This is a genomic window from Peptoniphilus lacrimalis DSM 7455 (assembly GCF_000378725.1).
Classification (GTDB): domain Bacteria; phylum Bacillota; class Clostridia; order Tissierellales; family Peptoniphilaceae; genus Peptoniphilus_A; species Peptoniphilus_A lacrimalis.
Window position 1 is genome coordinate 43,293 of sequence record NZ_KB900372.1, and the last position, 24,529, is coordinate 67,821.

The 24,529-nt window shown below is 28.2% G+C and carries 22 protein-coding genes and 1 tRNA gene; 3 read left to right on the plus strand and 20 right to left on the minus strand.

Translation table 11 applies throughout. From position 1 onward, the window contains the following. Positions 1-2 precede the first annotated feature (2 nt). The 17 genes from F594_RS0105925 to F594_RS0106005 all read right to left on the minus strand — a co-directional run bounded on the left by F594_RS0105925 (position 3) and on the right by F594_RS0106005 (position 21,200). Positions 3-230 (minus strand): acyl carrier protein, encoded by a 228-nt coding sequence (locus F594_RS0105925; RefSeq protein ID WP_004824608.1) that lies wholly within the window; start codon positions 228-230, stop codon positions 3-5. Then, positions 230-1,216, minus strand: coding sequence for a phosphate acyltransferase PlsX (plsX, locus tag F594_RS0105930; RefSeq protein ID WP_019034898.1), 987 nt, complete (start codon positions 1,214-1,216; stop codon positions 230-232). The genes F594_RS0105925 and plsX overlap by 1 nt, the downstream gene beginning before the upstream one ends. 164 nt (positions 1,217-1,380) lie before the next feature. Beyond that, the gene (gene nifJ, locus F594_RS0105935) at positions 1,381-4,917 is read right to left on the minus strand and encodes a pyruvate:ferredoxin (flavodoxin) oxidoreductase (RefSeq protein ID WP_019034899.1); all 3,537 of its coding nucleotides are present in this window, start codon (positions 4,915-4,917) and stop codon (positions 1,381-1,383) included. Between the two features lie 256 nt (positions 4,918-5,173). Then, the gene (gene hprK, locus F594_RS0105940) at positions 5,174-6,088 is read right to left on the minus strand and encodes an HPr(Ser) kinase/phosphatase (protein ID WP_009345918.1); all 915 of its coding nucleotides are present in this window, start codon (positions 6,086-6,088) and stop codon (positions 5,174-5,176) included. Beyond that, entirely contained in the window at positions 6,085-7,944 is a 1,860-nt protein-coding gene (gene uvrC, locus F594_RS0105945; RefSeq protein WP_019034900.1) for an excinuclease ABC subunit UvrC, read from the minus strand. Before uvrC ends, hprK begins: the two co-directional genes overlap by 4 nt. Positions 7,945-7,948: 4 nt before the next feature. Next, positions 7,949-9,709 (minus strand): aminopeptidase P family protein, encoded by a 1,761-nt coding sequence (locus F594_RS0105950; RefSeq protein WP_019034901.1) that lies wholly within the window; start codon positions 9,707-9,709, stop codon positions 7,949-7,951. A gap of 91 nt (positions 9,710-9,800) precedes the next feature. Next, positions 9,801-11,252 carry a bifunctional metallophosphatase/5'-nucleotidase gene (locus F594_RS0105955; protein ID WP_019034902.1) on the minus strand — a complete coding sequence of 484 codons (1,452 nt, stop codon included), beginning with the start codon at positions 11,250-11,252 and terminating at the stop codon, positions 9,801-9,803. A gap of 1 nt (position 11,253) precedes the next feature. Next, a complete protein-coding gene (gene phnE, locus F594_RS0105960) occupies positions 11,254-12,060 on the minus strand; it encodes a phosphonate ABC transporter, permease protein PhnE (RefSeq protein ID WP_019034903.1) in 807 nt (268 codons plus the stop codon). A 7-nt stretch (positions 12,061-12,067) separates the two neighbouring features. Further along, on the minus strand, positions 12,068-12,889 hold the full coding sequence (gene phnE, locus F594_RS0105965) for a phosphonate ABC transporter, permease protein PhnE (protein ID WP_019034904.1): 822 nt from the start codon (positions 12,887-12,889) through the stop codon (positions 12,068-12,070). Next, positions 12,876-13,652 (minus strand): phosphonate ABC transporter ATP-binding protein, encoded by a 777-nt coding sequence (gene phnC, locus F594_RS0105970; RefSeq protein WP_004824516.1) that lies wholly within the window; start codon positions 13,650-13,652, stop codon positions 12,876-12,878. The genes phnE (F594_RS0105965) and phnC overlap by 14 nt, the downstream gene beginning before the upstream one ends. A gap of 43 nt (positions 13,653-13,695) precedes the next feature. Next, a complete protein-coding gene (locus F594_RS0105975; RefSeq protein ID WP_019034905.1) occupies positions 13,696-14,754 on the minus strand; it encodes a PhnD/SsuA/transferrin family substrate-binding protein in 1,059 nt (352 codons plus the stop codon). Between the two features lie 184 nt (positions 14,755-14,938). Next, on the minus strand, positions 14,939-15,805 hold the full coding sequence (locus tag F594_RS0105980) for a sensor histidine kinase (protein ID WP_019034906.1): 867 nt from the start codon (positions 15,803-15,805) through the stop codon (positions 14,939-14,941). After that, positions 15,802-16,626 carry a hypothetical protein gene (locus F594_RS0105985; protein ID WP_019034907.1) on the minus strand — a complete coding sequence of 275 codons (825 nt, stop codon included), beginning with the start codon at positions 16,624-16,626 and terminating at the stop codon, positions 15,802-15,804. The genes F594_RS0105980 and F594_RS0105985 overlap by 4 nt, the downstream gene beginning before the upstream one ends. Further along, positions 16,619-17,536 (minus strand): ABC transporter ATP-binding protein, encoded by a 918-nt coding sequence (locus tag F594_RS0105990; protein ID WP_019034908.1) that lies wholly within the window; start codon positions 17,534-17,536, stop codon positions 16,619-16,621. The genes F594_RS0105985 and F594_RS0105990 overlap by 8 nt, the downstream gene beginning before the upstream one ends. 73 nt (positions 17,537-17,609) lie before the next feature. Next, positions 17,610-18,293: a response regulator transcription factor gene (locus F594_RS0105995; RefSeq protein ID WP_009344938.1), complete on the minus strand. Its 684-nt coding sequence runs from the start codon at positions 18,291-18,293 to the stop codon at positions 17,610-17,612. Between the two features lie 94 nt (positions 18,294-18,387). Beyond that, complete coding sequence (locus F594_RS0106000) at positions 18,388-20,499, minus strand: sensor histidine kinase (protein WP_019034909.1); 2,112 nt, start codon at positions 20,497-20,499, stop codon at positions 18,388-18,390. Next, the gene (locus tag F594_RS0106005; protein WP_019034910.1) at positions 20,499-21,200 is read right to left on the minus strand and encodes a response regulator transcription factor; all 702 of its coding nucleotides are present in this window, start codon (positions 21,198-21,200) and stop codon (positions 20,499-20,501) included. Before F594_RS0106005 ends, F594_RS0106000 begins: the two co-directional genes overlap by 1 nt. Before the next feature lie 149 nt (positions 21,201-21,349). Between F594_RS0106005 and F594_RS0106010 the strand changes: the two genes are divergently transcribed. Further along, a tRNA-Trp gene (locus tag F594_RS0106010) sits at positions 21,350-21,425 on the plus strand. Positions 21,426-21,514: 89 nt separating this feature from the next. Here F594_RS0106010 and F594_RS0106015 read toward each other — a convergent pair. Then, complete coding sequence (locus F594_RS0106015) at positions 21,515-21,862, minus strand: Spx/MgsR family RNA polymerase-binding regulatory protein (RefSeq protein ID WP_019034911.1); 348 nt, start codon at positions 21,860-21,862, stop codon at positions 21,515-21,517. A gap of 134 nt (positions 21,863-21,996) precedes the next feature. Between F594_RS0106015 and F594_RS0106020 the strand changes: the two genes are divergently transcribed. Together F594_RS0106020 and F594_RS09805 are read left to right on the plus strand one after the other, a co-directional pair. Continuing rightward, entirely contained in the window at positions 21,997-22,665 is a 669-nt protein-coding gene (locus F594_RS0106020; protein WP_019034912.1) for a Crp/Fnr family transcriptional regulator, read from the plus strand. A gap of 114 nt (positions 22,666-22,779) precedes the next feature. After that, positions 22,780-22,938 (plus strand): hypothetical protein, encoded by a 159-nt coding sequence (locus tag F594_RS09805; RefSeq protein ID WP_211208581.1) that lies wholly within the window; start codon positions 22,780-22,782, stop codon positions 22,936-22,938. A gap of 310 nt (positions 22,939-23,248) precedes the next feature. Here F594_RS09805 and F594_RS0106030 read toward each other — a convergent pair whose 3' ends face one another. Together F594_RS0106030 and F594_RS0106035 are read right to left on the minus strand one after the other, a co-directional pair. Beyond that, positions 23,249-23,734, minus strand: a complete 486-nt coding sequence (locus tag F594_RS0106030; RefSeq protein WP_004824519.1) for a PaaI family thioesterase — start codon at positions 23,732-23,734, stop codon at positions 23,249-23,251. A gap of 118 nt (positions 23,735-23,852) precedes the next feature. Beyond that, positions 23,853-24,356: a methyltransferase family protein gene (locus F594_RS0106035; RefSeq protein WP_009344925.1), complete on the minus strand. Its 504-nt coding sequence runs from the start codon at positions 24,354-24,356 to the stop codon at positions 23,853-23,855. Positions 24,357-24,529 lie beyond the last annotated feature (173 nt).

The following is a 24,529-nucleotide window of genomic DNA, read 5'->3' on the forward strand; positions in this document are numbered from 1 at the left end:
TATCACTGTTCCAATTCTTCAACATATTCTAAAACATCGCCAATTGTTTTTAATTCTTCTATTTTTTCATCATCAACTTGAACATCAAGTTCGTCTTCAATAGACATGATAAGTTCAACAAGTTCAATAGAATCAGCATTTAAGTCATCTTGAAAACTCATGTCTTCTCTTAAATCACTAACTTCCATATTAAATTCATCAGCTATTAATTTTAAAATAGTATCTCTCATTAATTTTCCCCCAAATTATTTTTAATTTTATTAATTAATTCTTTATTATAAATATCTATTGCATAGGCACAAGCATTCTTAATTGCTTTAGCATCTGAATTACCATGAGCCTTAATAATAGGTTTTTCAAGACCCAACAAAATTGTGCCACCAACTTCTTTAGCATCTAATTTTTTAGAAAAATTACCTAAAATATTGGACATAAATTGCTTTTCATTATCACTTCCATGGCCAGTTTTTAAAGTGTAAAATAAACTTTTTAAAATAAATTCTGCTATACCTTCAATTCCTTTTAAAAGAACATTTCCAACAAAACCATCGCATAAAACAAGATCAGCTTCTGTATTAGTAATTTCTCTAGCCTCAACATTTCCAATAAAATTCAAATTTGAATTTTCTAATAATTCATAAGTTTCTTTAGCCAAGGAATTACCCTTACCTTTTTCACTACCAACATTTAATAAAGCAATTTTAGGATTATCTATATTATAATATTCCTTTAAATATACTGAACCCATTTGAGCAAATTGCTTAAGTAGTATAGAATCTGTATCCATATTAGCACCAGAATCAATTATCATTGTAGATTTCTTAAGTCCCGGAATGGAAGTTGGAAGAACAGCTCTTTTTACACCCTTAATTCTACCTACTAAAAAAAGTCCTCCTGCTAGAAGAGCTCCAGTTGAACCTGCAGAAATCACAGCATCTGCCTTAGATTCTTTTAATAAATTTAAAGCTACAACAATGGAAGCATCTTTCTTTTTCCTCAAAGCAAATGCAGGGTCTTCGTCATTTTCAATTTTTTGACTAGCACCTACAATTGAAATTTTATCTTTATCATAATCTAAATCATTTAGACAATCATTAATAAAATTTTCTTCACCAACAAAAATAATATCTATATTAAATTCATTAGAAGCATCAACCGCTCCTTTTATAATCTCTTTTGGATTATCTCCGCCATTAGCATCAAAAATTACTTTCATAATAACCTCCAAATACTATTTTAATATATATTATCGCATAAGAAAAATCAATATTATTAGAAATAAATTTCAATAAATGCTGATTGATTAATTGTAATGAACTTGTATAAAAAAATATTTGTTGAGGAATTACCCCCAACAAATATTTAAAATCTTTATAAATATCAATCTAAAGTTGCCTTGTCAGCATTTACATAAGATTCATATCTATCCTTAGCATTTTGTTCAGCTTCTTCGTAAAGTCTTTCAGCTCTTTCAGGGAACAATTTCTTAAGTGAAGTGTATCTAACTTCACCATCAAGGAATTCTCTGTAAGGTCTTGTAGGTTCTTTTGAATCAAGAACAAATGGATTTTTACCTTGTGCTTTAAGTTCAGGATTAAATCTATATAAGTGCCAATAGCCTGTTTCTACAGCTTTCTTTTCTTCTTCTATTGTCTTGCCCATGCCAGCTCTAATTCCGTGATTAATACATGGTGCATAAGCGATAATTAATGAAGGTCCTTTGTAGGCTTCTGCTTCTTTTATTGCCTTAAATGCTTGATTTTTATCTGCACCTAAAGCTATTTGTGCTACATATACATAACCATAAGAAGTTGCCATTAAACCTAAGTCTTTTTTCTTAGTTATTTTTCCTGAAGCTGCAAATTGTGCAATAGCAGCAGTAGGTGTTGCCTTTGAAGCTTGACCTCCAGTATTAGAATATACTTCTGTATCAACTACTAAAACATTCAAATCTTCACCTGATGCAAGTACATGGTCAAGACCACCATAACCAATATCATAAGCCCAACCATCTCCACCAATTATCCATTGACTCTTTTTAATCAAGAATTTTTCAAGAGATTTTAATGTTTCTATAATTTGATCAGCTTTAGTATCATTAAATTTCTTATCAAGAATATTTATTACTTTAGCACTAGCTAGTTTTGAATCCTTATATTCATCCATACCTTCAATCCATTCACTAAAGATTGAATTTACTTCTTTGTCTATATTTAAATCAATAAATTCTTGCATTAAATTCTTAATTCTATCTCTAGTTTGATGTTGAGAAACAGCCATACCATATCCATATTCAGCAGCATCTTCAAATAGAGAGTTTGCCCAAGAAGGTCCTCTTCCGCAATCATCTGTGCAATATGGCATTGATGGAGCAGATGCACCCCAAATTGATGAGCAACCTGTAGCATTTGCTATAGACATTCTATCTCCAAATAATTGACTTACAAGTTTAACATAGGGAGTTTCTCCACATCCAGCACACGCTCCTGAAAATTCAAGATATGGTTTATAGAATTGAGAATTTTTAAAATTATTTAATTCTATATTTTCTTGTTTAGATTTTACTGTTGTTGCAAATTCCCAGTTAATTGCTTGAACTTCAAGTTCTTTTTCATAAGGAGTCATTACTAAAGCTTTTTCTTTAGCAGGACAAACTTGAGCACAGTTACCACATCCAGTACAATCAAGCGGAGAAATTTGAATTCTAAATTCATAATCAGTTAATCCCTTGCCTCTAGCACTCATAGTTTCAAATGTTTCAGGCTTTCCTTTAGCTTCTTCTTTATCAAGTAAGAATGGTCTTATAACAGCGTGAGGGCAAACTAATGAACATTGATTACATTGAATACAATTTTCTATCTTCCAATGTGGTACATTAACTGCAATTCCTCTCTTTTCATACTTACTAGTTCCATTGGGGAATGAACCATCAACATGATCCATTAAAGCTGAAACAGGAAGGTCATTACCAACTTGTCTTGTCATAGGGATAAGAATTTTATTTATAAATTCAGGTGCACCCTTTATTGAATGTTCATCTTCAACCTTGCAATCTGCCCATTTTGGATTAATCTTAACTTGGTGAATAGATTTTACACCTTCGTCAACAGCCTTATAGTTCATTTGAACTATATCATCGCCCTTTACTCCATAATCTTTTACAATACCTTCTTTTAATAATTTAACTGCAAGATCAAGAGGTAACACTTGAGAAAGTTTGAAGAAAGCTGCTTGCATAACCATATTAGTTCTACCGCCTAATCCAACTTGAGCTGCAATTTTTGTTGCGTTTATAGTATAGAAATCAACTTTTTTATCTGCAATATCTTTCTTTAAAGAATTTGGTAGATGTTCTTCTAACTGTTCATCATCCCAAGTTGTATTTAATAAGAATTTACCGCCTTGTTTTAATCCTCTAAGTAAATCATATTGATAAACATATGATTGTTTAGAGCAAGAGATAAAATCACTTTCTGATAATAAATATGTTGAGGTGATTTTGTGATTACCAAATCTCAAGTGGGACATAGTAACACCACCTGATTTTTTAGAATCATAATCAAAATAACCTTGTGCATACATATCTGTATTATCACCAATAATCTTAATTGCAGATTTATTAGCTCCTACTGTACCATCGGAACCAAATCCCCAGAATTTACATCTGATTGTGCCTTCTGGTTCAGTTGATATATGTTCACTTGTGTCAAGTGATTTATTCGTAACATCATCAACAATACCAATTGTGAAATTATTTATTGGTTTAGCATCCTTTAGATTTTTAAATACTGCAAGTATTTGTGATGGGTTTGTATCCTTAGAACCTAAACCATAGATACCACCAATAATTAGTGGCCTCCTATCAGAACTATAAAATGCATTTCTAACATCTAAGTGTAAAGGTTGAGCTGGAGCTCCTTTTTCTTTAGTTCTATCTAATACTGCAATTCTTTCTACAGTTTTAGGAATACTTTCCAAAAACTTTTCAACTGCAAAAGGTCTATATAAATGTACTTTTAGAAGTCCTGTCTTTTGTCCTTTGCTATTTAGGTAATCAACAACTTCTTCTATACATTCATTTACAGATCCCATAGCAACAATAATATCTGTTGCATTTTTATCTCCGTAATAGTTGAATAATCCATAATTACGACCTGTAATTTTAGAAATTTTATCCATGTACTCTTCTACAATACTTGGAATTTCATCATAATATTTATTGCTTGCTTCAACTGATTGGAAATAAATATCAGGGTTTTGAGCAGTTCCTCTTGTTTGGGCACCATTGGGATTTAAAGCTCTTTCTTTAAATTCCTTAAGGGCTTTTTTATCTATTAAATCTTTTAAATCATCGTAATCTAAAACTTCAATCTTTTGAACCTCATGTGAAGTTCTAAAACCATCAAAGAAATGAATAAATGGAACTCTTCCCTTAAGAGCACTCAAGTGAGCAACTCCGGCAAGGTCCATAGCTTCTTGAACTGAATTTGAGCATAACAAAGCACAGCCAGTAGCTCTCGCAGCCATGACGTCTTGATGGTCACCAAATATACTTAAGGCATGTGAGGCCAAAGCTCTAGCGGCAACATGAAATACTCCTGGTAATAATTCTCCTGCTATCTTATACATATTTGGAATCATCAAAAGTAAACCTTGTGATGCTGTATAAGTTGATGTTAATGAACCTGCTTGCAATGAACCGTGCATTGCCCCAGCAGCTCCACCTTCTGCTTGTAATTCCTTAACTAAAACTTCTTGACCAAAAATATTTTTTCTTCCTTGAGAAGCCCAAGCATCAATATGTTCAGCCATTGGTGAAGACGGTGTGATAGGATAAATACATGAAACTTCTGAAAACGCATAAGCAACGTGAGCAGCAGCTTCATTACCATCCATGGTTTTGAATTTTTTTCCCATATTAGCCTCCATTTATTAATTTTATTAATATTAAACAACCGTACTTAATATAATTATAAAACCCTGCTTTATGTTTTGCAATAAATTCCATTAATTTTTTATAAAAATCTGTGAAATATAAAGTAAAACTTAAAGCTTTTTTCCCCATTATTCTTAGTTTTTTGATAATCTACAATATTTATACAATATTACATAATAAATAGATATTATATATAGAATATTATCTATTATTAACAAGTTTAAACAATTTTCCTAATTAAATTTTTCTCTCTTCTATAATTCTCTTGTTTAATTCAAGAGCAGGATTATAACCCAGTTCTTTTTGTTTGAAATGTCTTGTGGCTACTTCAATTATTAATGAAGTATGCCTTCCCGGCTTTACTGGAATAGTAAATTTTACCACATTCATTCCCAATAGATTTTCATAAGCATAGTCTATTCCTAACCTGTCATACTCCTTAGACTCATCCCAATCTACTAATTCTACAATAATTTCAACTTCCTTTTCTTCCATTACAAAGCCAATGCCAAACATTTTTTGTACATCTATTATACCTACACCTCTTATTTCCATGAAGTGCCTTGTGATGTTAGGAGATTTTCCCACTAATCTTTCGTTAATATTTTTAATAATTACTAAATCGTCAGAAATAAGTCTTGCACCATTTGAAATAAGATCAAGTGCAGTTTCGCTCTTACCTATTCCACTTCTACCCATTATTAAAACTCCTACTCCATAAATATCGAGTAAACATCCATGTACCCTAAGTGTAGGTGCTAATTCCTCATCTATCGTTGAAATAAGTTCAATAATAAATTTTGTAGATGTATCTGAACTCTTTAAAATGCTGATATCATATTTTTTTGCTAATTCATAAACGAAGGGAAAGATTTCATTATTCCTTGTGAAAATTATGCAGGGAAATTTAAATTTTAAAAGCTTTTCAAAGGATTCTCTAGCCTCATCTTCAGTTAAAGAATTTAAATAACCCCATTCACTATCACCAATAATTTGTATTCTTCCATCAACAAATTTATCAAATTCCCCTAAAAATTGGAGGCCTGGTCTATTGATTTCATCATTTTCTATACTAATATTAGAATAATCGCTAGACTTATTAATAACTTCCAATTTCATCTTCTTTACAAGATTTTCTAATTTTATAGTCATTTTTTTACTCCATTGAAATGATTATATAAAGACTCGGCACTCCTTATGTCCATTCCACTTACCTCTTTAAGTTCATCAACCGAAGCCTTTTTAATTTTATCTAAAGATTTAAAATATTTTAAAAGATTATTTTTTCTCTTTTCACCAATTAAAGGTATATCATCAAGCTCTGATTTAAACATATCTTTATTTCTAAGACTTCTGTGATAGTTTATGGCAAATCTGTGTGCTTCTTCTTGAATTTTATATATCATTTTGTATCCTTTAGAATTTAAATCTAAACTGTATTCCTTGTTATTATAAATAATACCCCTTGTAGTGTGAAAATCATCTTTAACAAGACCTATAACAACAATATTTACTCCCAGTTCTTTTAATACATCTAAGGCAATATTTACTTGCCCCTTGCCACCATCCATCATAATCATATCAGGAAATCTAGAAAAAGAAGATGGACCTTTTTCTTTATCAATTCTTTCATTAATTCCCCTCAAAAATCTTCTAGTTAAAACTTCTTTAAGAGATGCATAATCGTTTGGACCGATAACAGTTTTAATTCTGAATTTCCTATAGTCACTTTTTTTAGATTCTCCCTTTTCAAAAACTACCATAGAACCTACAGACTCAACGCCAGATATATTTGAAATATCGTAAGCTTCTATCCTGTTAAGTTTAATATCAAGTCCCAAGATGTCTGTTATTTCTTCAAGGGCTAGTGCATTAGTCTTAGCTCTTTTTGCATACTTATCGCCATATTTATTGATCATATCTAGGGCATTTTTGTGCACCATTTGTATTAATTCTTTCTTTTGACCAATTTGTGGAACTGTTATTGTAACTTTATTTGATCTTTTTGTTGAAAGCCATTCTTCCAAAACCTCTTTCTGTGCTGGTTCTTCTTCAATTATTATCTCTTTAGGAATATAGGAAGTGCCATTGTAAAACTGTTTTATGAATGCAGAAAATATTTCTTCTAAAGGCTCATTAAAATAATCATTTAGCATATAATGTTCACGCCCAATAATTTTTCCATCCCTTATAAAAAATATTTGTATCAAGACTTCATCTATTCCCTTAGCAAGTGCAATTATATCCTTATCATTTGTAGACATAGGATTAGAGATTAACTGTTTTTCTCTTAATTCCTTCAAGTTTTTTATCCTATCCCTTATTTCTGCTGCTTTTTCATATTCCAAATTATAAGAAAATTCTTTCATTTTATCTTCTAATCTAGTTAAAATCGCATCAGACTTCAAAGATAAAAAATCAAGTATTTCATCTATCATTTTTTTATAAGAATTTTCATCTACATTTCCCTGACAAGGACCTAGACATTTTCCTATATAAAAATTTAAGCACGGTCTATATTTACCCATATTTTTTTCCATATTTAAGGAACAAGTTCTCAATGGAAATAAACTTTCAAAAGTGTCTATGGAGTCATTAACTGCATAAACATCTGGATAGGGACCAAAATACTTAGCACCATCCTTTAAAATTCGTCTAGTTTTCATTACCCTTGGATAAAGTTCGTTAGTTGTAACTTTGATATATGGATATTGCTTATCGTCCCTAAGTAAAATATTATACTTGGGTAAATTATCTTTTATTAAGTTTGATTCTAAAATTAAGGATTCTACTTCATTTTCCACAATTATATATTCAAAATCATAAATATGACTAACCATAGATTTTACTTTGGCAGAAGATTTGCCATAGGAGCCAAAATATTGTCTTACCCTCTTACGCAAAGACTTTGCCTTCCCAACATATATAATTTCATCAGTAGAATTTTTCATTATATAAACTCCAGGCTTATCTGGAAGCTGAGCTAATCTTTCTTTTATATTAATCAAACTTTTACCTTTCTAATTTTTTTGTTACCTCTTTTAACCATTCTTTAACTGGTTCTTGTAAAAATGGTGAGAGTTTTTCATAAACCCTCTTATGATATTCATTAATAACTTCTAATTCCCTTTCAGTCAATAGTTTTACATCAATAGCCTCGCATTCTATAGGGCAAAGGCTCATTGTATTAAACTTATAAAAAGTTCCATCATTATACTTTCCATCTTCTATAACTTCCATAATGTTTTCTATTCTGATACCATGTTTATTTTCTTTATAAACTCCAGGTTCATTAGAAACAATCATACCTACTTCCATTTCATGAACACTTGTATTAGGTGAAATTCTCTGTGGACCTTCATGAACTGATAAGAAATATCCAACTCCGTGACCAGTTCCGCACTTATAATCCATATGATTTTGCCATAATGGATATCTGCAAATAGCATCAAGTCCCAAATCGGTAGTTCCCTTCAAAAATATTGCATCCATCAAATCTAAATGACATTTTAAAGTTAAAGTAAAGTCAGTAATTTCTTCTTTGTTTAACTTTCCAAGAGCTATAGTCCTTGTTACATCTGTTGTTCCAGTGAAATATTGCCCTCCAGAATCTACAAGATAAAATCCCTTAGCTTTTAAAGGGCTTTGTTTGTCTTTATGAGCACTATAATGCATCATAGCAGCATTTGACCCATAAGCAGATATAGTTTCAAAAGAATTAGAAAAATATAGATCTTCTTCAGCTCTAAATTTATCAAGTTGAAGTTGAGCATCATATTCTCCAATTACTTCATCTTTAACCTTATTCTTTAACCAATAAATATATTTAGTGAGGGCAACCCCATCTCTAATATACGTTTGACGCTGATTTTCCAACTCTATAGGATTTTTTATTGCTTTCAAGTCATTTGTAATATTTGTACCAAAAATAAACTTATTATTATCCTCAAGAGATTTAAAAACCCTTCTATTTACCCTATCCTTATCAATGAATATATTTTTATTTTTATACTTTTCCAATTCCCTATAAAAATCATCATATTCTTTGATTTCCACAAAATTTTTCAGAGATTCTTTTATGTCTTTAGCTTTTTCCTTTTGTAAAAATAATGTTGCCTTGTTTTCTTCTATTATTAAATATGATAAAACAACTGGAGTGTATAGTATATCTTCCCCTCTAATATTTAATGCCCAACATATATCTTCAAGGTTTGTAATAACTGTCATATCAGCCTTTTTATCATTAAGCTTTTGTCTTATTCTTTTTAATTTATCTTCAAAAGATTCTCCAGCATACTTTTCTTCAAAAATAAAAGCTTTAGCACTAGGAAATTCCGGACGATTTTCCCAAAGGTCTTTAATTAAATCACAACTTTTTATTTTAACATTTTTCTTTTTTAAAGCTTCTTCTAATTTTTCATAGGTTGATTGCAAAAAATATAGATCATTAAAAGCTAAGCTCTGTCCATCTTTAATATTTTCTACTATCCATTTATCAAAATTTAGTACTCCTTCTTGACCTTGTTTCATTAAAGAAAATCCAAAATCCTTAATTTGTTTTTGCGCTTGAATATAATATCTTCCATCAGTCCAAAGATATGCAAAATCATCACCAATTACTGCAGTACCTGCTGAACCTGTAAAACCCGTTATAAATTCTCTTTCTTTAAAATAATCTGGTAAATATTCACAAGAATGAGGATCTAATGTTGGAACTATATAATAATCAACTCCAAATTTTTTCATTTCTTTTCTTAATTTATCTAAAATCATTAAATCACGTCCTTTTACAATATTATAATATCATAAATTTACAATTATTTAATAAAAAATAGACCCATAAAGAGTCTATAATAAATATATTTTATTTTTCAAGTTCCGAAGCTCTGCCACTTCTAAAGGCATCAATAAGAATTTCTGAAATCTCCTTGTCAAAAGATTTAACAACTTTCAAATCTTTATACATATCAAAGTTTCCCGCTCCTGTTGCCCTATAATTATTCATGGCAATTTTAAACTTATCTTCATCCTTAACAGGCTTGCCTTTAAAAGTTATATTTGAAATTCTCTCATAAAAATCTTTTGTAAAATCAACATCAAAATCTATACCATAGAAAAAATCAAAATTATAATGCTCTTCTTTTGGAATCAAGAAATTTTTATTAATTGTATTTTCATTTTCAAGATAGGTGAAATTTTGTTCCAAAGCTTTTTTTAATTTTTCAGCAGAAATTTCCAAAACGATTAAAGTGTTAGGAAATCTATAGGTATTTAAAATTTCTCTTATACTTACATTTTCGCTAAGTCCAGAAATTTCATTAGCAAAAGATGTTATGGAAATATCAGCTTTTGAATAATCAATAATTATCTTATTAAAAAAATCTGCCAAAATACTTCCATGTTTTGCTCTTTGAATTTTATCTTCATCGAGATAAGGTCTTTTTAATTTACATAATTTGTTATCCAAAAAATCTTGAACTTTATCATCAATATATTTGTATTTATTATATATATTGGTATTTATTTTTTCACCTTTAAATATTTTAGAAGATTTACTATCTAAATCTACTAAAACAAAACCTTCTCCATTTGCAGGAGCCTGACTAGTATAAGTATTATAAATCTTTTTTCCTTCAAAGGGCATATGTTGGTGACCAGTTAAAAGTAAATCAAAATTGAAATTTTTTAGAATCTCCCCACCTACATTTTCATCTGTTTTTGTATTTTTTTCTAATGTTTCAAGATCTATATCATAGCCCCCATGGTAAAGACATATTTTATAGTCACAGTCTTTAATATATTTGAAATTATCTGAAATTGCATCTAAAGGCTTAGTAATAATAAAATTTTCAATATTTTCTTTTCTCTCCCAAAGCTTTATCCAATCTGTAACAACTCCTATGATTCCAAGAGTCTTGCCATTATTTAGTTTTTTTATAATATAATCACTTGTTATTATTTCTTTATTTTTATCCTTAACATTGGCACAAATAAGGGTAGAATTTCTACGGTCAACAAATTTTTTCAAATAAGCATAACCATAATTAAAATCATGGTTTCCTAATGTGTAATAGTCAATCTTAAACTCGTTTAAGATGTCAGCCATGAGTTCAGGATTATTTTCTTTTTCTAAATAATAAGCTAGTGATGAGCCTTGTAAAATATCACCAGCATCAAGAAGTATGGTATTTTCATCTCTGTAGGAATTTATTTGGTCGATAAAGGATATATAACCCTTTTTCTTAATATTTCTATCTAAATAATCTGTTGGAAATAAATAACCATGTACATCTGAAGTATATATAATTTTAGTCATATTAACCTCTAACTAATTTTCTTCTTATTTTTGTTGAGAAAAATTCAATAATTATAACAAGGACGATTAAGCCAATTAAAATAGATCCTACTTGATTCCACCTGTAAGAATTTATAGCAAACATAAGTGGAGAACCAATACCACCTGCACCAACTAAACCTAATACAGAGGCATCTCTTAAATTCATATCAAATCTATAGATACCAGTTGAAATAAAATTAGCTGAAAGCTGAGGTAAAATTCCAAATCTAATTTTTCTAAAAGATGTACAACCGAGAGCCTCTAAAGATTCTAAAATATTTTTATTAAGATCAAGTATTGTATCTGAAAAGAGTTTAGTTAACATCCCAATAGAAGTAAAACTCATTGTCATAAGTCCGGCAAAAGGTCCAGGTCCTGTTACTCTAATAAACATAAGACCATAAACAATTGCTGGTATAGTTCTTATAACCATAATTAAAAGTTTTGTTAAAAAAGCTATTTGTTTAGGAACTATATTTGAAGAGGCTAAAAATGCCAATGGAATTGAAATTATCGCTCCTATAACAGTCCCTAAAAATGCTATGGCTATAGTCTCAAGCAATAAGTAAATAACACCCTTACTGTTCAAACTAAATAAAAGTTCTTTATCAGGATTTAAAATTCCTTTAAAAATATTTTTTGCTATTGAAAGCCCATCTCCTGCTGAATTATCAAAATTAACTACAGAACTAGACCAAATTAAGATTGCTAGTAAAGTCACAACAATTGTTAAAATATATAATTTATTATTAGGTTCTTCTCTATATTTTTTTTCTATTTTATCCATATTTCACCTAGTTTAATTTATTTCTGAAATAATGACTTATATTTTCAATTAAAAAAACTGTGATAAGTAGAGCTAAAAGTATTGTTCCAACTCTATTATAATCTCTCCAATTTATATTTTCATTAATTAAAAGTCCAAGTCCACCTGCACCTACATAACCAAGTATAGCCGCATATCTTACATTTCCTTCAAAGTTATAAAGGCTAGTTGATAGGTAATAAGGAAGAATTTGTGGAATAATACCCTTTATAAAAGCAAGTGGTGAAGTATATCCCATAGAAATCAAAGCCTCATACGCTCCCATATTCACTGTTTCAATCTGTTCATAAAGAAGTTTTCCCACATAAGAAAAAGAAAATAGAAATATTGCACAAGTTCCTGCAAAAGTTCCAAGCCCAAATATATAAGTAAATATTAGTGCCGATACTAAAGTAGGTATAGTTCTTATAATTGAAAACAGCAGTTTAGTTAAAGAATTAATGATTTTACTTTTAACCATATTATTTGAAGCTAAAAAGGAAAAAAATATAGCTACAAATGCTCCCAAAAATGAACCTAAAAAACTCATCTTAATCGTATCAAATAAGGGTTCAATTACCGATTTAAAATAAGATAAATTTGGATTGAAAATTTCTTTAAGAATTATAAAAAATTCGCCAAAGTTTTTAATCAAAACTGAAAGAGAAAAACCGGTAATTTTAATTGATATAAATGAAAAAATAAATAAAACCGATAAAATAAAAGGCATTCTTGACCTTTTTTCATAAACAAGTTTCCCGTTAGAAAGCTTGTAAACTTTAGGCTTGAAGATTTTATCATATAGACTCATTTTTTTCACCCTTTTTTATTTCGTCAATAGAATCTCCATATATTTGCGTTAAAATTTTATCGTTTACATCCTTGCTGGGACCATGATAAATTATCTGCCCATCTTTAATACCTATTACACTTGTTGCATATTCAAGTGCCAAATCAACATGATGAATATTTAAAAGAATTGTTATTTTCATCTCTTCATTTATTCTCTTAAAATAACTCATAACAGATCTTGCATTTATTGGGTCAAGACTTGCAACTGGTTCATCTGCTAAGATGATATTAGGATTATAGGCAAGGGTCCTTGCAAGAGCCACTCTCTGTTGTTGACCTCCTGATAAATTATCTGCTCTAACATAAGCTTTATCTAAAATATCAACTTTTTCCAGTGATTCAAGAGCTTTAATCTTATATTCTTTAGGATAAATTCCAAATATTGACCTTATAGGACTGAGTTCGGGAACAAAAGCTGTGAGCACATTATTAATTACAGACATTCTATCCACTAGATTGAAAGATTGAAAAATCATACCGACATTTCTTCTGAACTTTCTAAGCTCCTTACCTTTTAATGAAGAAACATTAATATCTCCAACTGTTAGTGAACCCCCAGTAATATCGTGCATTTTATTTATTGTCCTAATTAAAGTAGATTTGCCTGCCCCAGATCTACCGATAATAGCTACAAATTCTCCATCTTTAATTTCCAAATTTACATCCTTCAAAGCTTTAAAACCGCCAGGATATACCTTATCTACATTAGTAAATTTTATCATTTTACTCCCTCTTAAAAAAATAAGGCCCATGGGGCCCTATTAATTAGTTTTTAGCATCTTTTAACAATTTTTGTGCTTCTCTTTCGCCGTCATAGTTTTTATCTTCAGCTTTTTCATATCCTTCATGATTGTAAATAGAAATTATTTGTTTGCCTTCTTCAGTTTGAGCAATTTCTATGAAAGATTGAGCTAGTGCATTTTTAAAATCATCAGTCATAATTTCAGATTTCTTTGAAACAGAAATTGTATCATTATAAATCTTATCTGTAACTCCAATTACATTTGTTTCATCCCAAATTGAAGCACTCCTTGCAAATTCACTTTGCCATTTGTCTGCATAATCTAGTCTAAGATCAGCATAACCAATAATTATATCTACTTGACCAGAAGCAAGTCTTGCTGCTGATGAAGCGTAAGAATCAGCTTGAACTACATTTGCTAAATCTGTTATTCCTTTATTATAATTTTTTTCTAACCATAAATATGGATAAATGTATCCTGCAGAAGAAGATGAACCCATTACTGACCATTTTGCAGAATTTAAATCGTCCCAAGTAAGCTTTTCGCCATTATTTACTTTTTGTGCAAGTTCTTTACCTTTTTCAGATGGACCAGCAATTATAAGACCTCTATAAAAACTTGCCATATTGTCATCTAATTGTTTTGTTGGCTTTTTATCATTCCATTCTTTAGGATTATCTGATTCTACTGAAAGAGCTTTTCTAGTTGCAGTTAATAGTGCTTCACATCCATCAGAATAAAGCACATAAGTACCTCCTGGAATAAATCCAACATCTACAGAACCAGCACTTAAAGCTTCACCTGTAGTTTCGTAGTTAGTTCCTACTGAAATATCTACATCTCCAACTTCGTAACCTTTTTCCTTTAATTTTTCTTTAAGGATATTTTTAAGAGGTTCAGTTTGAGTCACTATTTGTTCAGGATCTCTAGATGGAACAAATTGAACTGTTAATTTTTCAATTTTTTTACTTTCCCCTTTTTCACCTTCACCATTAGAGCTATTAGCAGTATTTTTACCGCCACATGCTGTTAAAGCAAAAATTAAACCTAAAGCCATCACGACTTTTAAAATTTTTTTCATTATGTCCTCCCTTGAAAAAATTTTATATCTTACCTATTAATATTAAAATATATGTGTAATTAATACAATATGTTTTTAGATTTTTATATAAATATTTTAAATTAATTGTTTTTATATAAATGCTGAAAATTTTTCAAATTATATTATAGAATTTAGAAATAAAAAAATAGACTCCAAATGGAATCTATTCTTCTATAATTAAATAAAATTTTTTATCTTTTACCAAAATATTAGCCTTAAGAAATAGCTTATCTAAATGAGCTTTTACAATTGAAAGTCCAAGTCCTGTGGCATTTTTTCTAGACGGGTCTAGAACTTTTGACCTCTCAAATAAATAATTTAGTTGCCCATCTTTATAGTCTATATCATTTGAAAATATAAGCTTCATTTTATGAGAATCTTCTAACTCAATTTTATTGTTTCCCCTAGAATATTTATACATATTATCTAAAATATTGGTTAAAATACTTTCAAAAGAATTTTTATTTGAAGATATTATATATTTTTGTGGCAATTTAATTTCTATTTCCTGATCAATTTTTTTAAATTTATCAAAATAATTAAATGAAGTTTGATAGATTAATTGAACAAGGTCAAAATTTTCAAAGTCTAAGGAATTCTTTTCATTGATAAGAGAAAGTTGATAAAATTTTTCCACCAAATTATTTAGAAAATAAGCCTTATCAACGGCAATATCAAGAATTTTTTCCTGTTCTTCATCCTTTATATCTAATAAATTCAAATAACCTATAATTGAAGTCAGGGGTGTTCTTAAATCATGAGATAAATTTGAAAGAAGTTTTCCGTAATTATCTTTAAGTTCGTCAATTCTTTCATTTTTTTCCATCAATTTATTACTCATTTCATTGTACTTCTCATATAAATTTAATAAGGATTTATTTTTTGTACTTAGCTCAGCTTCTACTTCTGATTTTTTATTTTTTCTAAAATCTAAGTTTTTGTCTATTTTTTTTATATTAATTTTAATGGTGTAATATTTGTATGCGTAAAAAATAGATAAGATTATGAATAATATTAATAGTATAATCATTTAAAGTCCCTTTTTCTTATAAGAAAATAAGAAAGTCCTGTGAAAATTATAATATAAATAGTTAATAATAATATATCTTTATATACACCTGTTGATATAGGTAAAGCTCTATTAAATTCAACACTACTTAAATACCCGATAACATCTAAATATAATGCTGATGGTGTGTAATCTTTTATTAAATCTATAAATCCTGTGGGGAACTTATATAAAATCATTTGTATAAATTCTAAAATTTGATTTAGAGAAAAATATATTATATAAGTAATAACTACCAAAAAATCTTTACCTAAAACTATATAGGCTAAATTTAAAAAGCATAGACTTGCACTTACTGGTACAAAACTTATTAATAGTGCCTTTAAAGCTATTACTATCTGAGCATTACCAAAATTCATTTTACCAATAACTTGTAATAATATAACAGTTGAAACTATTCCAATAAAAAGCGTTGTAATAATCAGAAATAAAGAATATAAATATTCACTAATTATCTTTGAGGTTAAAATACTTGACCTTGAATGAGAGGCTTCCACTGCTCTTCTAGCATTACCCTTTGTTATTTCACCTGAAAAAGCAAAAGATACAGGAAAAATAACAAAGAAATTGGCACAAAAACATATCATTAAAAGCATTGTTGATATAGCTTCACTTAATCCAAAATTATCAGGTACAGTAATGGTAGCAACATTACCTGTACTTATACAAAATAATAACATAAATATTGGCGACAAGGCGAAAAGCCAAATTAAAGCAGTTAAAACCTTTTGTCCTTTAATCTTTCTTATCTTAAAAAGTTCTGCATCTATTAAATTAATCATTATTTTCACCTACCTTTTCCAAATAATATTCTTCTAAAGATTTTTCTTTAACCTTTATGGACTTTAAGAATATTGCATTTTCTACCAAAAATTTTTGCAAATCTTTTGTATTAAAATTTTCATAAATTCTCAGCTCACCATCTGGATAAACTTTATAATCCTTTACATTTAATTTCATCTCCAAAAGAGCTGCTGCTTTTTCTAAATCTTCTTTTTCTAATTCTATAGAAATAAATTGTTTAGACTTATCTTCAAACTCCTCTTTAGAAATTTCTTCAATTAGTTTTCCATCTTTTATAAAAGCATATCTTGTTGCTATGAGAGATAGCTCATTTAAAATATGAGAAGATATAATAATTGTTGATTGCCATGACTTGTTAATTTTTAACAGATAATTTCTTAGAAAAGTTATTCCTTCGGGATCTAAACCATTAATAGGTTCATCAAGTAAAATTATTTTTGGTTTAGCCATAAATGCAGCAACAAGTCCCAGTCTTTGTCGCATACCTGTAGAATAACTTTTTACCTTTTTAGATAAATGTTTATAAATACCAAATTCTTTAGCAATTTCCAAGGCGTTATCAATTTTCATACCCCTCAATTTGCATAGATAAATTAAGTTATTCATGCCGCTTAGTTCATCATAAAATAGCGGATTTTCAATTAAAAATCCCATTTTTGAAAAAGATTTAATTAAATCATCATCGCTATTGCCAAGAATACTTATATGACCGGAATCTTTTAAAATTGCACCTGATAAAAGTTTTAAAATTGTTGATTTACCAGCACCATTAGAGCCTACCAAACCGAAAATGTCATTTTCGTAAATATTTAAGTTCATATTTTCCAGTGCTTTATGCTTTTTATCATAAGATTTATTTACATCAGTTAATTCTATAATTTTTTCCATAATTCCTCCTTGTCAATATAATAAAAAAGAAAACTTAAAAAATTATTAAGCTAAACTTAATTAATTATAAAAACTATTTTTTTAGCCTATAGCCAACTGCCCACACAGTTTCAATATATTCTTCCGTGTCTAGCTTTTTAATTTTTGACCTTAAGTTTGAAATATGGACATTTATAGTGTCATCTTCGAAAAAATACTCATCATTCCATACAGATCTATACAAATTTTCCTTAGAAAAAATTTTATTTGGATTTTTTAAGAGAGTCTTTAAAATCTCAAACTCAATTGGAGTCACCTTGAGTTCCTCTCCCTTTATCAAAATCCTGTTCTCGTCCTCATATAACTTTAAATTTTTAAATTCTAAAATAGAATTTTTGCTCATATTTGAATTTAAGTGCCTGTACCTTCTAATATTAGCCTTAACCCTATTTAATAAATCTGCTTTTTCAAAAGGTTTTGTAATGAAATCATCAGCACCAATATCAAAAGTATAAAATTTAGTTTTCTCGTCAATTTTTGCAGTAATAATAATTACAGGCATATTAAAATTCTTTGCTCTCATCTTTACAACCATTTCTTCACCACTAACAAGGGGCATCATTAAATCTAAAAGCACAAGATCAAAATCATCATTTAACATTTCAATACCCATTTTACCGCTATAAGCCTGACAAACCTCATAACCATTACTTTCTAAAATAATCTTTAACAAATTATTTATATCTTTATCATCTTCAACTACAAGTATTTTATTCATCATATCACCAAAAATATTATAATAAATATTTCTAAATAAAGTCTTAAGAAATGAAAAAAACCTCAAAGTTTTTTTCTTTGAGGTAAATTTTTGTTTATAAAATTATGATTGTTTTAAATAGATCTCCATCTATTTCTATATGAAATTCTCCTTTATGAGCATTAATTAAGGAATCTGCAATAGAAAGGCCAAGCCCTGAACCTTCTGTATTTCTTGACTTATCTCCCCTAGTAAACCTCTCCATAAGTTCTTCAGCAGATATATTTAAAGGATATTTAGAAATATTTTTAACAAAAAGCTTAACTTTATTATCACTTATTAAATCTATATAAACCCTTGAATGCTCAGCCCCATACTTATATATATTGGAAAATATATTATCAAGAACTCTAGAAATCTTTTGACCATCCAAATCTAAGATAAGTGGATTTTCCGGAAGGGTACTTACAAATTCAATGTTTTTTTCCTTAAATTTATCTTCCCATTCACCCATAGCCTGTAAAATCAAAGCTTTAAAATCAATTTTTTCCAAGTTTAATTGAATATTTTCAGAAGAAGCCTTTGAAACTTCAAATAAATCTTCAATCAAAGTTTTAAGTCTTAAGGATTTATCATAAATAATCTTTGAATATTCCTTAGCCTTTTGGCTGTTAGAAGAATCTTTATTTAGCAGATCAGAATAATTAATAATTGATGTTAGAGGAGTTTTTAAATCATGACTTACATTAGTTATTAATTCTGTTTTCATCTTTTGACTTTTGATACCTTCCTCAACAGCCTTATCAAGATTTAAACCTATAGAATTGAAATTATCAATTATATTGTCAAAAACTCTATAATGTTTTTGTATATTATAGTCAAAATCTCCTTTTACAATTTTTGTAGACTCTATATTTATTCTTCCTATTTCATCTAATGCCTTACTTAATAAAATATAAATAAGACTGAAAACTAGAAAATATAAGAAAAATGTTAAAAATCTCATATGGGAATAGGGCATCATAAATACTAGCATATACATTAAACCCAAAAATATAATTAATATATAGGCAAGGAAAAATCTATTTTTGGCCCTAGACAAATCTGCTTGATTTTTTGCATTCCCTATATTGGAAAATACTCCACTAAATAATCTTCTAATTAATGAATTTTCCAAAAGTAGATTATCTGCCCCATCATAATGAAAAGATTTTATAGCTAAAACTACATAATTTACACATAAAGATATAATTACATTAGCTATAACAGATAATACTGAATAAATACCAATGGAATATTCAACAGGTATACTGTTATTATCAAATGGTTCTATAGATGCAAAGGATACAAATAAAAATATAAAGAAAAGAACTATAACCACCTCAATTGGTAGTGAGAATAAATTTTTAATTTCTTTACAATCCATCATTTTCTTATATTTTAAAAATATAGAAACTAAGAACATTAGAATAAAATTGACAATAACAGCCGAAAAAGCAAAGGCATAATAGTTAGGTCTTTCTGCATCCTTAACCATTTGCATATAGGCTGGTGAATTTAAATCAACCTTATAGTAAAATCTCAAATTTATAATATTTTTCAATTCATTATCTTGCGAAAAATTATTAGATAATCTTCTTAAAAATTCATCCTTTAGTTTTCTTGTGTATAAATATTCATCACTAGAAGTTTCTATATCTGTTTTTAAATTACCATTGCTATAAGAACCCGATATAGCAAAAATTGTGTCTTCATTGGAGCTTATACTTTCAGGATCAATTTCTCTATTATTCTCCTTATTAATGTAAAAAGTTTCATATCTTTTATTTATATCTGCAATTTTTAAATCTTCCGAAGTCATAAAATCAGAAGGATTTAAACCTTGACTTATTAATTTTTCCTTTTTTTCCTTAAATTCAAGTCTTTTTTCTATATCATCATCAGGAATTTTATTACCAAGAGAATCATAATACTTTACCTTATAAGATTTAACAAAATAATCAAAATTATCTAAATTATAGTAACTATCTTCCTTGTATAAGGAATTTATTATAGTTCTTGAAACATAGTCAGCAACTGTAGAATTAATATTTGCAGTATTTGGGTCTAAAAAATTATTTAAAGGAAAAGCAATCCCAACAGAAATAGCTGCCACAAGGAATAAAATCCCAAAAAATTTCCAAATTGTGTATTTCTTTTCAATTTTAATATTTTCTGAATTTTCCATTATTTCCTCCTTTTATTATCAACAAATTTATAACCAAGACCCCAAGCAACTTGAATATACATTGGTCTTTTAGGGTCAACTTCAATTTTTTCTCTAATCCTTCTTATATGAACAGTAACAGTTTTAGCTTCAATAGCCGGCTCATTCCATACATGCTCATAAATACTTTCAATAGAAAAAACTTTGTTAGGATTTTTCATTAAAAATTCCAAAATTTTATATTCCAATGAAGTTAAATTGATAATTTTATCATCAACACTGCAAGTCTTTTCAAGAGTATTGAGTTTAATGTTACCTATCTGAATAATTTCACTAGAAGCTAAATTATCATATGAATGATATCTTCTAAGGTTAGAGCCAACCCTTGCAATTAATTCTAAAGGATTAAAAGGTTTAGTAATATAATCATCAGCTCCAATATTTAAGCCTATAACCTTATCATAGTCTTCACTTTTTGCAGACAATATTATTATTGGCACAAAAGAAATATCCCTCAATTTTTTTATAGCCTCTTCACCTGAGAGCCTAGGCATCATTAAATCCATAATAATTAAGTCTGCTCCTTGATTTTTGAAAACTTCAATAGCCTCTAAACCATCATAAGCATAAATAACAGAAAAACCCTCATTTTCTAAATAAAGACCTATAGAATTTGCAATATTTTTATCATCTTCACAAACTAAAATTTTAAAATCCTTCATAAATCCTCCTTGCAATTATAATAACAAATAATTTCAACAATATTCTTTCTTAATTATTACAAACTTATTAAGAAATTTCATAAATAAAAAAGAATTGTAAATTCTCTTTACAATTCCCTAAAAATTTGTTAAACTATCTATTGTCGTACAGGGGTATAGTTCAGTTGGTAGAACACTAGTCTCCAAAACTAGGTGTCGTGGGTTCGAGTCCTGCTACCCCTGCCATATTAAATTCTAGGCATAATTACTTGCCTTTTTTTTATATCTAAAAACGTCTTTATTAAATATAAATAGGCAAATATTAAATTTAAAGCTTAGAAACTTTCTACATATTTTTCTACTTGATTTCCAACAAAAATTTTGTCGCTATCAAGTAAAATTGGTCTTTTCACAAGCATACCATCCTTAGAAAGCAAATCTAACTTTTCATCAAGGCTCATAGTCTTAAGCTTATCTTTCAAATTATTTTCCCTATAAACTTTACCACTTGTGTTAAAAAACTTTTTAATATCTAAACCTGATTTTTGGTACCAAGACTCAAGTTCTTCCCTACTAGGATTTTCCTTATCAATCTCCCTATATTTGTAAGAAATATTTTTTTCATCCATTTGTTTTGAAATTCTTTTGCAAGTTGAACATTTTTTATAACCAATAAAAATCATAAATAACCTCCATTCATTAATTTCATACCCAAAATATTAAAATTAAAAATAAATAAGATAGTTAATATAAGTATATTTATTGAGACAAATTATTTAATATGATAAAATTCACATATAAAGAAGGATATAGGGTTATGGATAAAGAAATATTAAAGAAAAGCTTAATTTTTAAAAATATGGATGATAAGCAAATAGAAAAATGCCTGCAAGCATTAAATGCAAGGGAAAAAAACTTTGAAAAATCATCTATAATACTTGGTGCCGGTCAAATAACAGAAAGTATGGGACTTGTCCTATCTGGAAATGTAAATATTGAAAGTTATGATATATACGGAAACAGAACAATTTTAAGCAATATTAATCCAGGACATATATTTGCAGAAACATATGCAATATTAAAAAATGAACCGATGCTAGTTTCAGTTGTGGCAAACGAAGACTCTAAAGTTTTAATGCTTAATATTACAAACCTTCAACATATAATAAATGCAAAAGAAGATTGGTCAACAAAACTACTTATGAATTTACTCATGATATCTTCCAATAAAAATTTAATTCTGTCAAATAAAATTTTTACCAATTCACCAAAAACAATAAGAGAAAAAGTCCTTGTATACTTAAATTTCATATCATTGAAGAAAAATTCCAATGAATTTAATATCCCCTTCAACCGCAAGCAACTTGCCGATTACTTAAATATTGACCGCAGTTGCCTATCAAATGAACTAGGAAAAATGCAAAAAGAAGGGCTGATAACAACAAAAAAATCTCATTTCATAATACATAAAAAAGCCACCAAATAAAATGGTGGCATTTTCATCTAAGATAGGTTGTAAAATTATGGTCCTAAAAAAATTAATCCCAAACTCATAACAATGAAAAAAGAAAAAACTAATAATAAATTTAAAAAAATATAAATGTATTTTTTATTCAATATAGAAAATATTATCCCTAAAAAACCAAACATTGGGCAGATTATCATTGTAGACATACCAATAGGTTTTAAAGTTGGAAAATTATCAATAGGAATAAAAAATGAAACAAATAAAATCACAAGACCAAACAAAAAACTATAAATATGCAAACTTTTAAAAAAATTATTTTTCATAAGAACTCCTTTAAATATAAATAATTATATCAAAAATAGAATCCTGTTGAAAACGAAATATATTTAAAAATTTCTGTTGAGGTATAAACTTGCTAATGCAGATTGTAGGCACTTCCTAAAAATAGGCTTCTTATATATTAAAAAAACACACAATTAAGCATTAAAAAATATTTTATCAGTATATTTTTATGTAATTAATCATAAAATCAGATAAAAAATAGGGGATAATTCAAAAAGAATAATCCCCTACTAAGTCTTTTTTTATTTTTAAATAAAAATTACATATTATCTTTTACGCCGACAGCAACCATTTTTGCCTCAGCTCTAATTTCTCCACCAGCGTGCATTTCCATGCTAACTATTATTTTTCTTTCCCCAATTTCCTCAGCTTTAGCAATTACAGTAATGTCTTCTTCCATTGGTACAGGTTTTTTGAAATTTATTTCTAATCTAGCTGTTATATAACGACCGATTACAGTTTCTTCTGTAAGTTCAAGATTCTTATTTCTGTGGTTAAACCAAGCGGCTGAAGCGGTTCCATGACAGTCGAAAATCATAGCAATCATTCCACCAAAAAGATTTTTTGGAACCCCGCCTGTATACATCTTATCAGGTCTTACTGTGCAGATACATTCATCCCCACTTTCGCTAGGATAAGACTTCATATGTAAACCATCTTCATTTTTAGGACCGCAACCCCAGCAATATTGAAATCTAGGTCCGTAAGTTTCTTGAATAGCAATTTTTTTATTTTCTTGTGACATAATTTACTCCTTTATAAAAATCTACATAGTCTCACAATGAATATATTACCATATTTATAATTGATTTTAAATAAATTGAGTCCAGAAGACATCATTATATAATTATTTCTAATAAATTTTAATATTTATTTTTTGCAAACCAAGGTATAACACGATTGACGTCCTTACAATAATCTATATACTCCTTGCCAAATTTTTCCCTTAACCATTTTTCTTCAGTATTTTTCATCAAAACTGTTAAAAATATCCAAAAGAAAAAAGGTAAAACTAATAAAATATAATTCATAGATAAAAATAAAACTCCAGTAAAAATAAATAAAAAAGCTGAATATATTGGATTTCTAACTATACTATAAATTCCATCTTTTAAAAGTATTCCTTGCTGAACTTTCTTATTTACTTTTTGTATTATGACAGCTCTAACCCACAAGTAAATCCCAAATATTATAAAAACATATGCCAATAAGTTAAAAATACTATGTAACATCATTTCTTTTTTTATTGTAGCGAATTTGAAGTGACCATTTTTAATAAGTAATAATGATAATAAAGTAATAATCAAACAAGTGATCACATAAAAAGGTCCAACCCCAAAAATCGGCAAATTATTTTTATTTTTCATTATTTATCACCCCTATATTTTTCTTAATTTTATTATAAAATTAATAAATTTCAAATTATTACAAAAGCATATCGTAATTATTTTAAAAATTTTTCTAGGGTTCTTTTCTAGAAATATATAAAATAAAGAATTTCATTAATCATGTATTTATGAGTAATTATAAAGCTTTCTCT

What these genes read in the sequence shown, in the direction of transcription:
- F594_RS0105985 (WP_019034907.1), bottom strand. Translation starts at nt 16,626, where the DNA reads ATGATTAATTTAATAGATGCAGAACTTTTTAAGATAAGAAAGATTAAA.
- F594_RS0105975 (WP_019034905.1), bottom strand. Translation starts at nt 14,754, where the DNA reads ATGAAAAAAATTTTAAAAGTCGTGATGGCTTTAGGTTTAATTTTTGCT.
- F594_RS0105950 (WP_019034901.1), bottom strand. Translation starts at nt 9,709, where the DNA reads ATGATTTTAGATAAATTAAGAAAAGAAATGAAAAAATTTGGAGTTGAT.
- F594_RS09805 (WP_211208581.1), top strand. Translation starts at nt 22,780, where the DNA reads ATGTATTTTTTATTCAATATAGAAAATATTATCCCTAAAAAACCAAAC.
- F594_RS0105980 (WP_019034906.1), bottom strand. Translation starts at nt 15,805, where the DNA reads ATGATTATACTATTAATATTATTCATAATCTTATCTATTTTTTACGCA.
- F594_RS0106020 (WP_019034912.1), top strand. Translation starts at nt 21,997, where the DNA reads ATGGATAAAGAAATATTAAAGAAAAGCTTAATTTTTAAAAATATGGAT.
- phnE (WP_019034904.1), bottom strand. Translation starts at nt 12,889, where the DNA reads ATGAGTCTATATGATAAAATCTTCAAGCCTAAAGTTTACAAGCTTTCT.
- F594_RS0106030 (WP_004824519.1), bottom strand. Translation starts at nt 23,734, where the DNA reads ATGTCACAAGAAAATAAAAAAATTGCTATTCAAGAAACTTACGGACCT.
- F594_RS0105995 (WP_009344938.1), bottom strand. Translation starts at nt 18,293, where the DNA reads ATGAATAAAATACTTGTAGTTGAAGATGATAAAGATATAAATAATTTG.
- F594_RS0106035 (WP_009344925.1), bottom strand. Translation starts at nt 24,356, where the DNA reads ATGAAAAATAAAAATAATTTGCCGATTTTTGGGGTTGGACCTTTTTAT.
- phnC (WP_004824516.1), bottom strand. Translation starts at nt 13,652, where the DNA reads ATGATAAAATTTACTAATGTAGATAAGGTATATCCTGGCGGTTTTAAA.
- F594_RS0105990 (WP_019034908.1), bottom strand. Translation starts at nt 17,536, where the DNA reads ATGGAAAAAATTATAGAATTAACTGATGTAAATAAATCTTATGATAAA.
- nifJ (WP_019034899.1), bottom strand. Translation starts at nt 4,917, where the DNA reads ATGGGAAAAAAATTCAAAACCATGGATGGTAATGAAGCTGCTGCTCAC.
- F594_RS0106015 (WP_019034911.1), bottom strand. Translation starts at nt 21,862, where the DNA reads ATGATTTTTATTGGTTATAAAAAATGTTCAACTTGCAAAAGAATTTCA.
- F594_RS0106000 (WP_019034909.1), bottom strand. Translation starts at nt 20,499, where the DNA reads ATGGAAAATTCAGAAAATATTAAAATTGAAAAGAAATACACAATTTGG.
- plsX (WP_019034898.1), bottom strand. Translation starts at nt 1,216, where the DNA reads ATGAAAGTAATTTTTGATGCTAATGGCGGAGATAATCCAAAAGAGATT.
- F594_RS0105925 (WP_004824608.1), bottom strand. Translation starts at nt 230, where the DNA reads ATGAGAGATACTATTTTAAAATTAATAGCTGATGAATTTAATATGGAA.
- F594_RS0106005 (WP_019034910.1), bottom strand. Translation starts at nt 21,200, where the DNA reads ATGAAGGATTTTAAAATTTTAGTTTGTGAAGATGATAAAAATATTGCA.
- phnE (WP_019034903.1), bottom strand. Translation starts at nt 12,060, where the DNA reads ATGGATAAAATAGAAAAAAAATATAGAGAAGAACCTAATAATAAATTA.
- hprK (WP_009345918.1), bottom strand. Translation starts at nt 6,088, where the DNA reads ATGACTATAAAATTAGAAAATCTTGTAAAGAAGATGAAATTGGAAGTT.
- F594_RS0105955 (WP_019034902.1), bottom strand. Translation starts at nt 11,252, where the DNA reads ATGACTAAAATTATATATACTTCAGATGTACATGGTTATTTATTTCCA.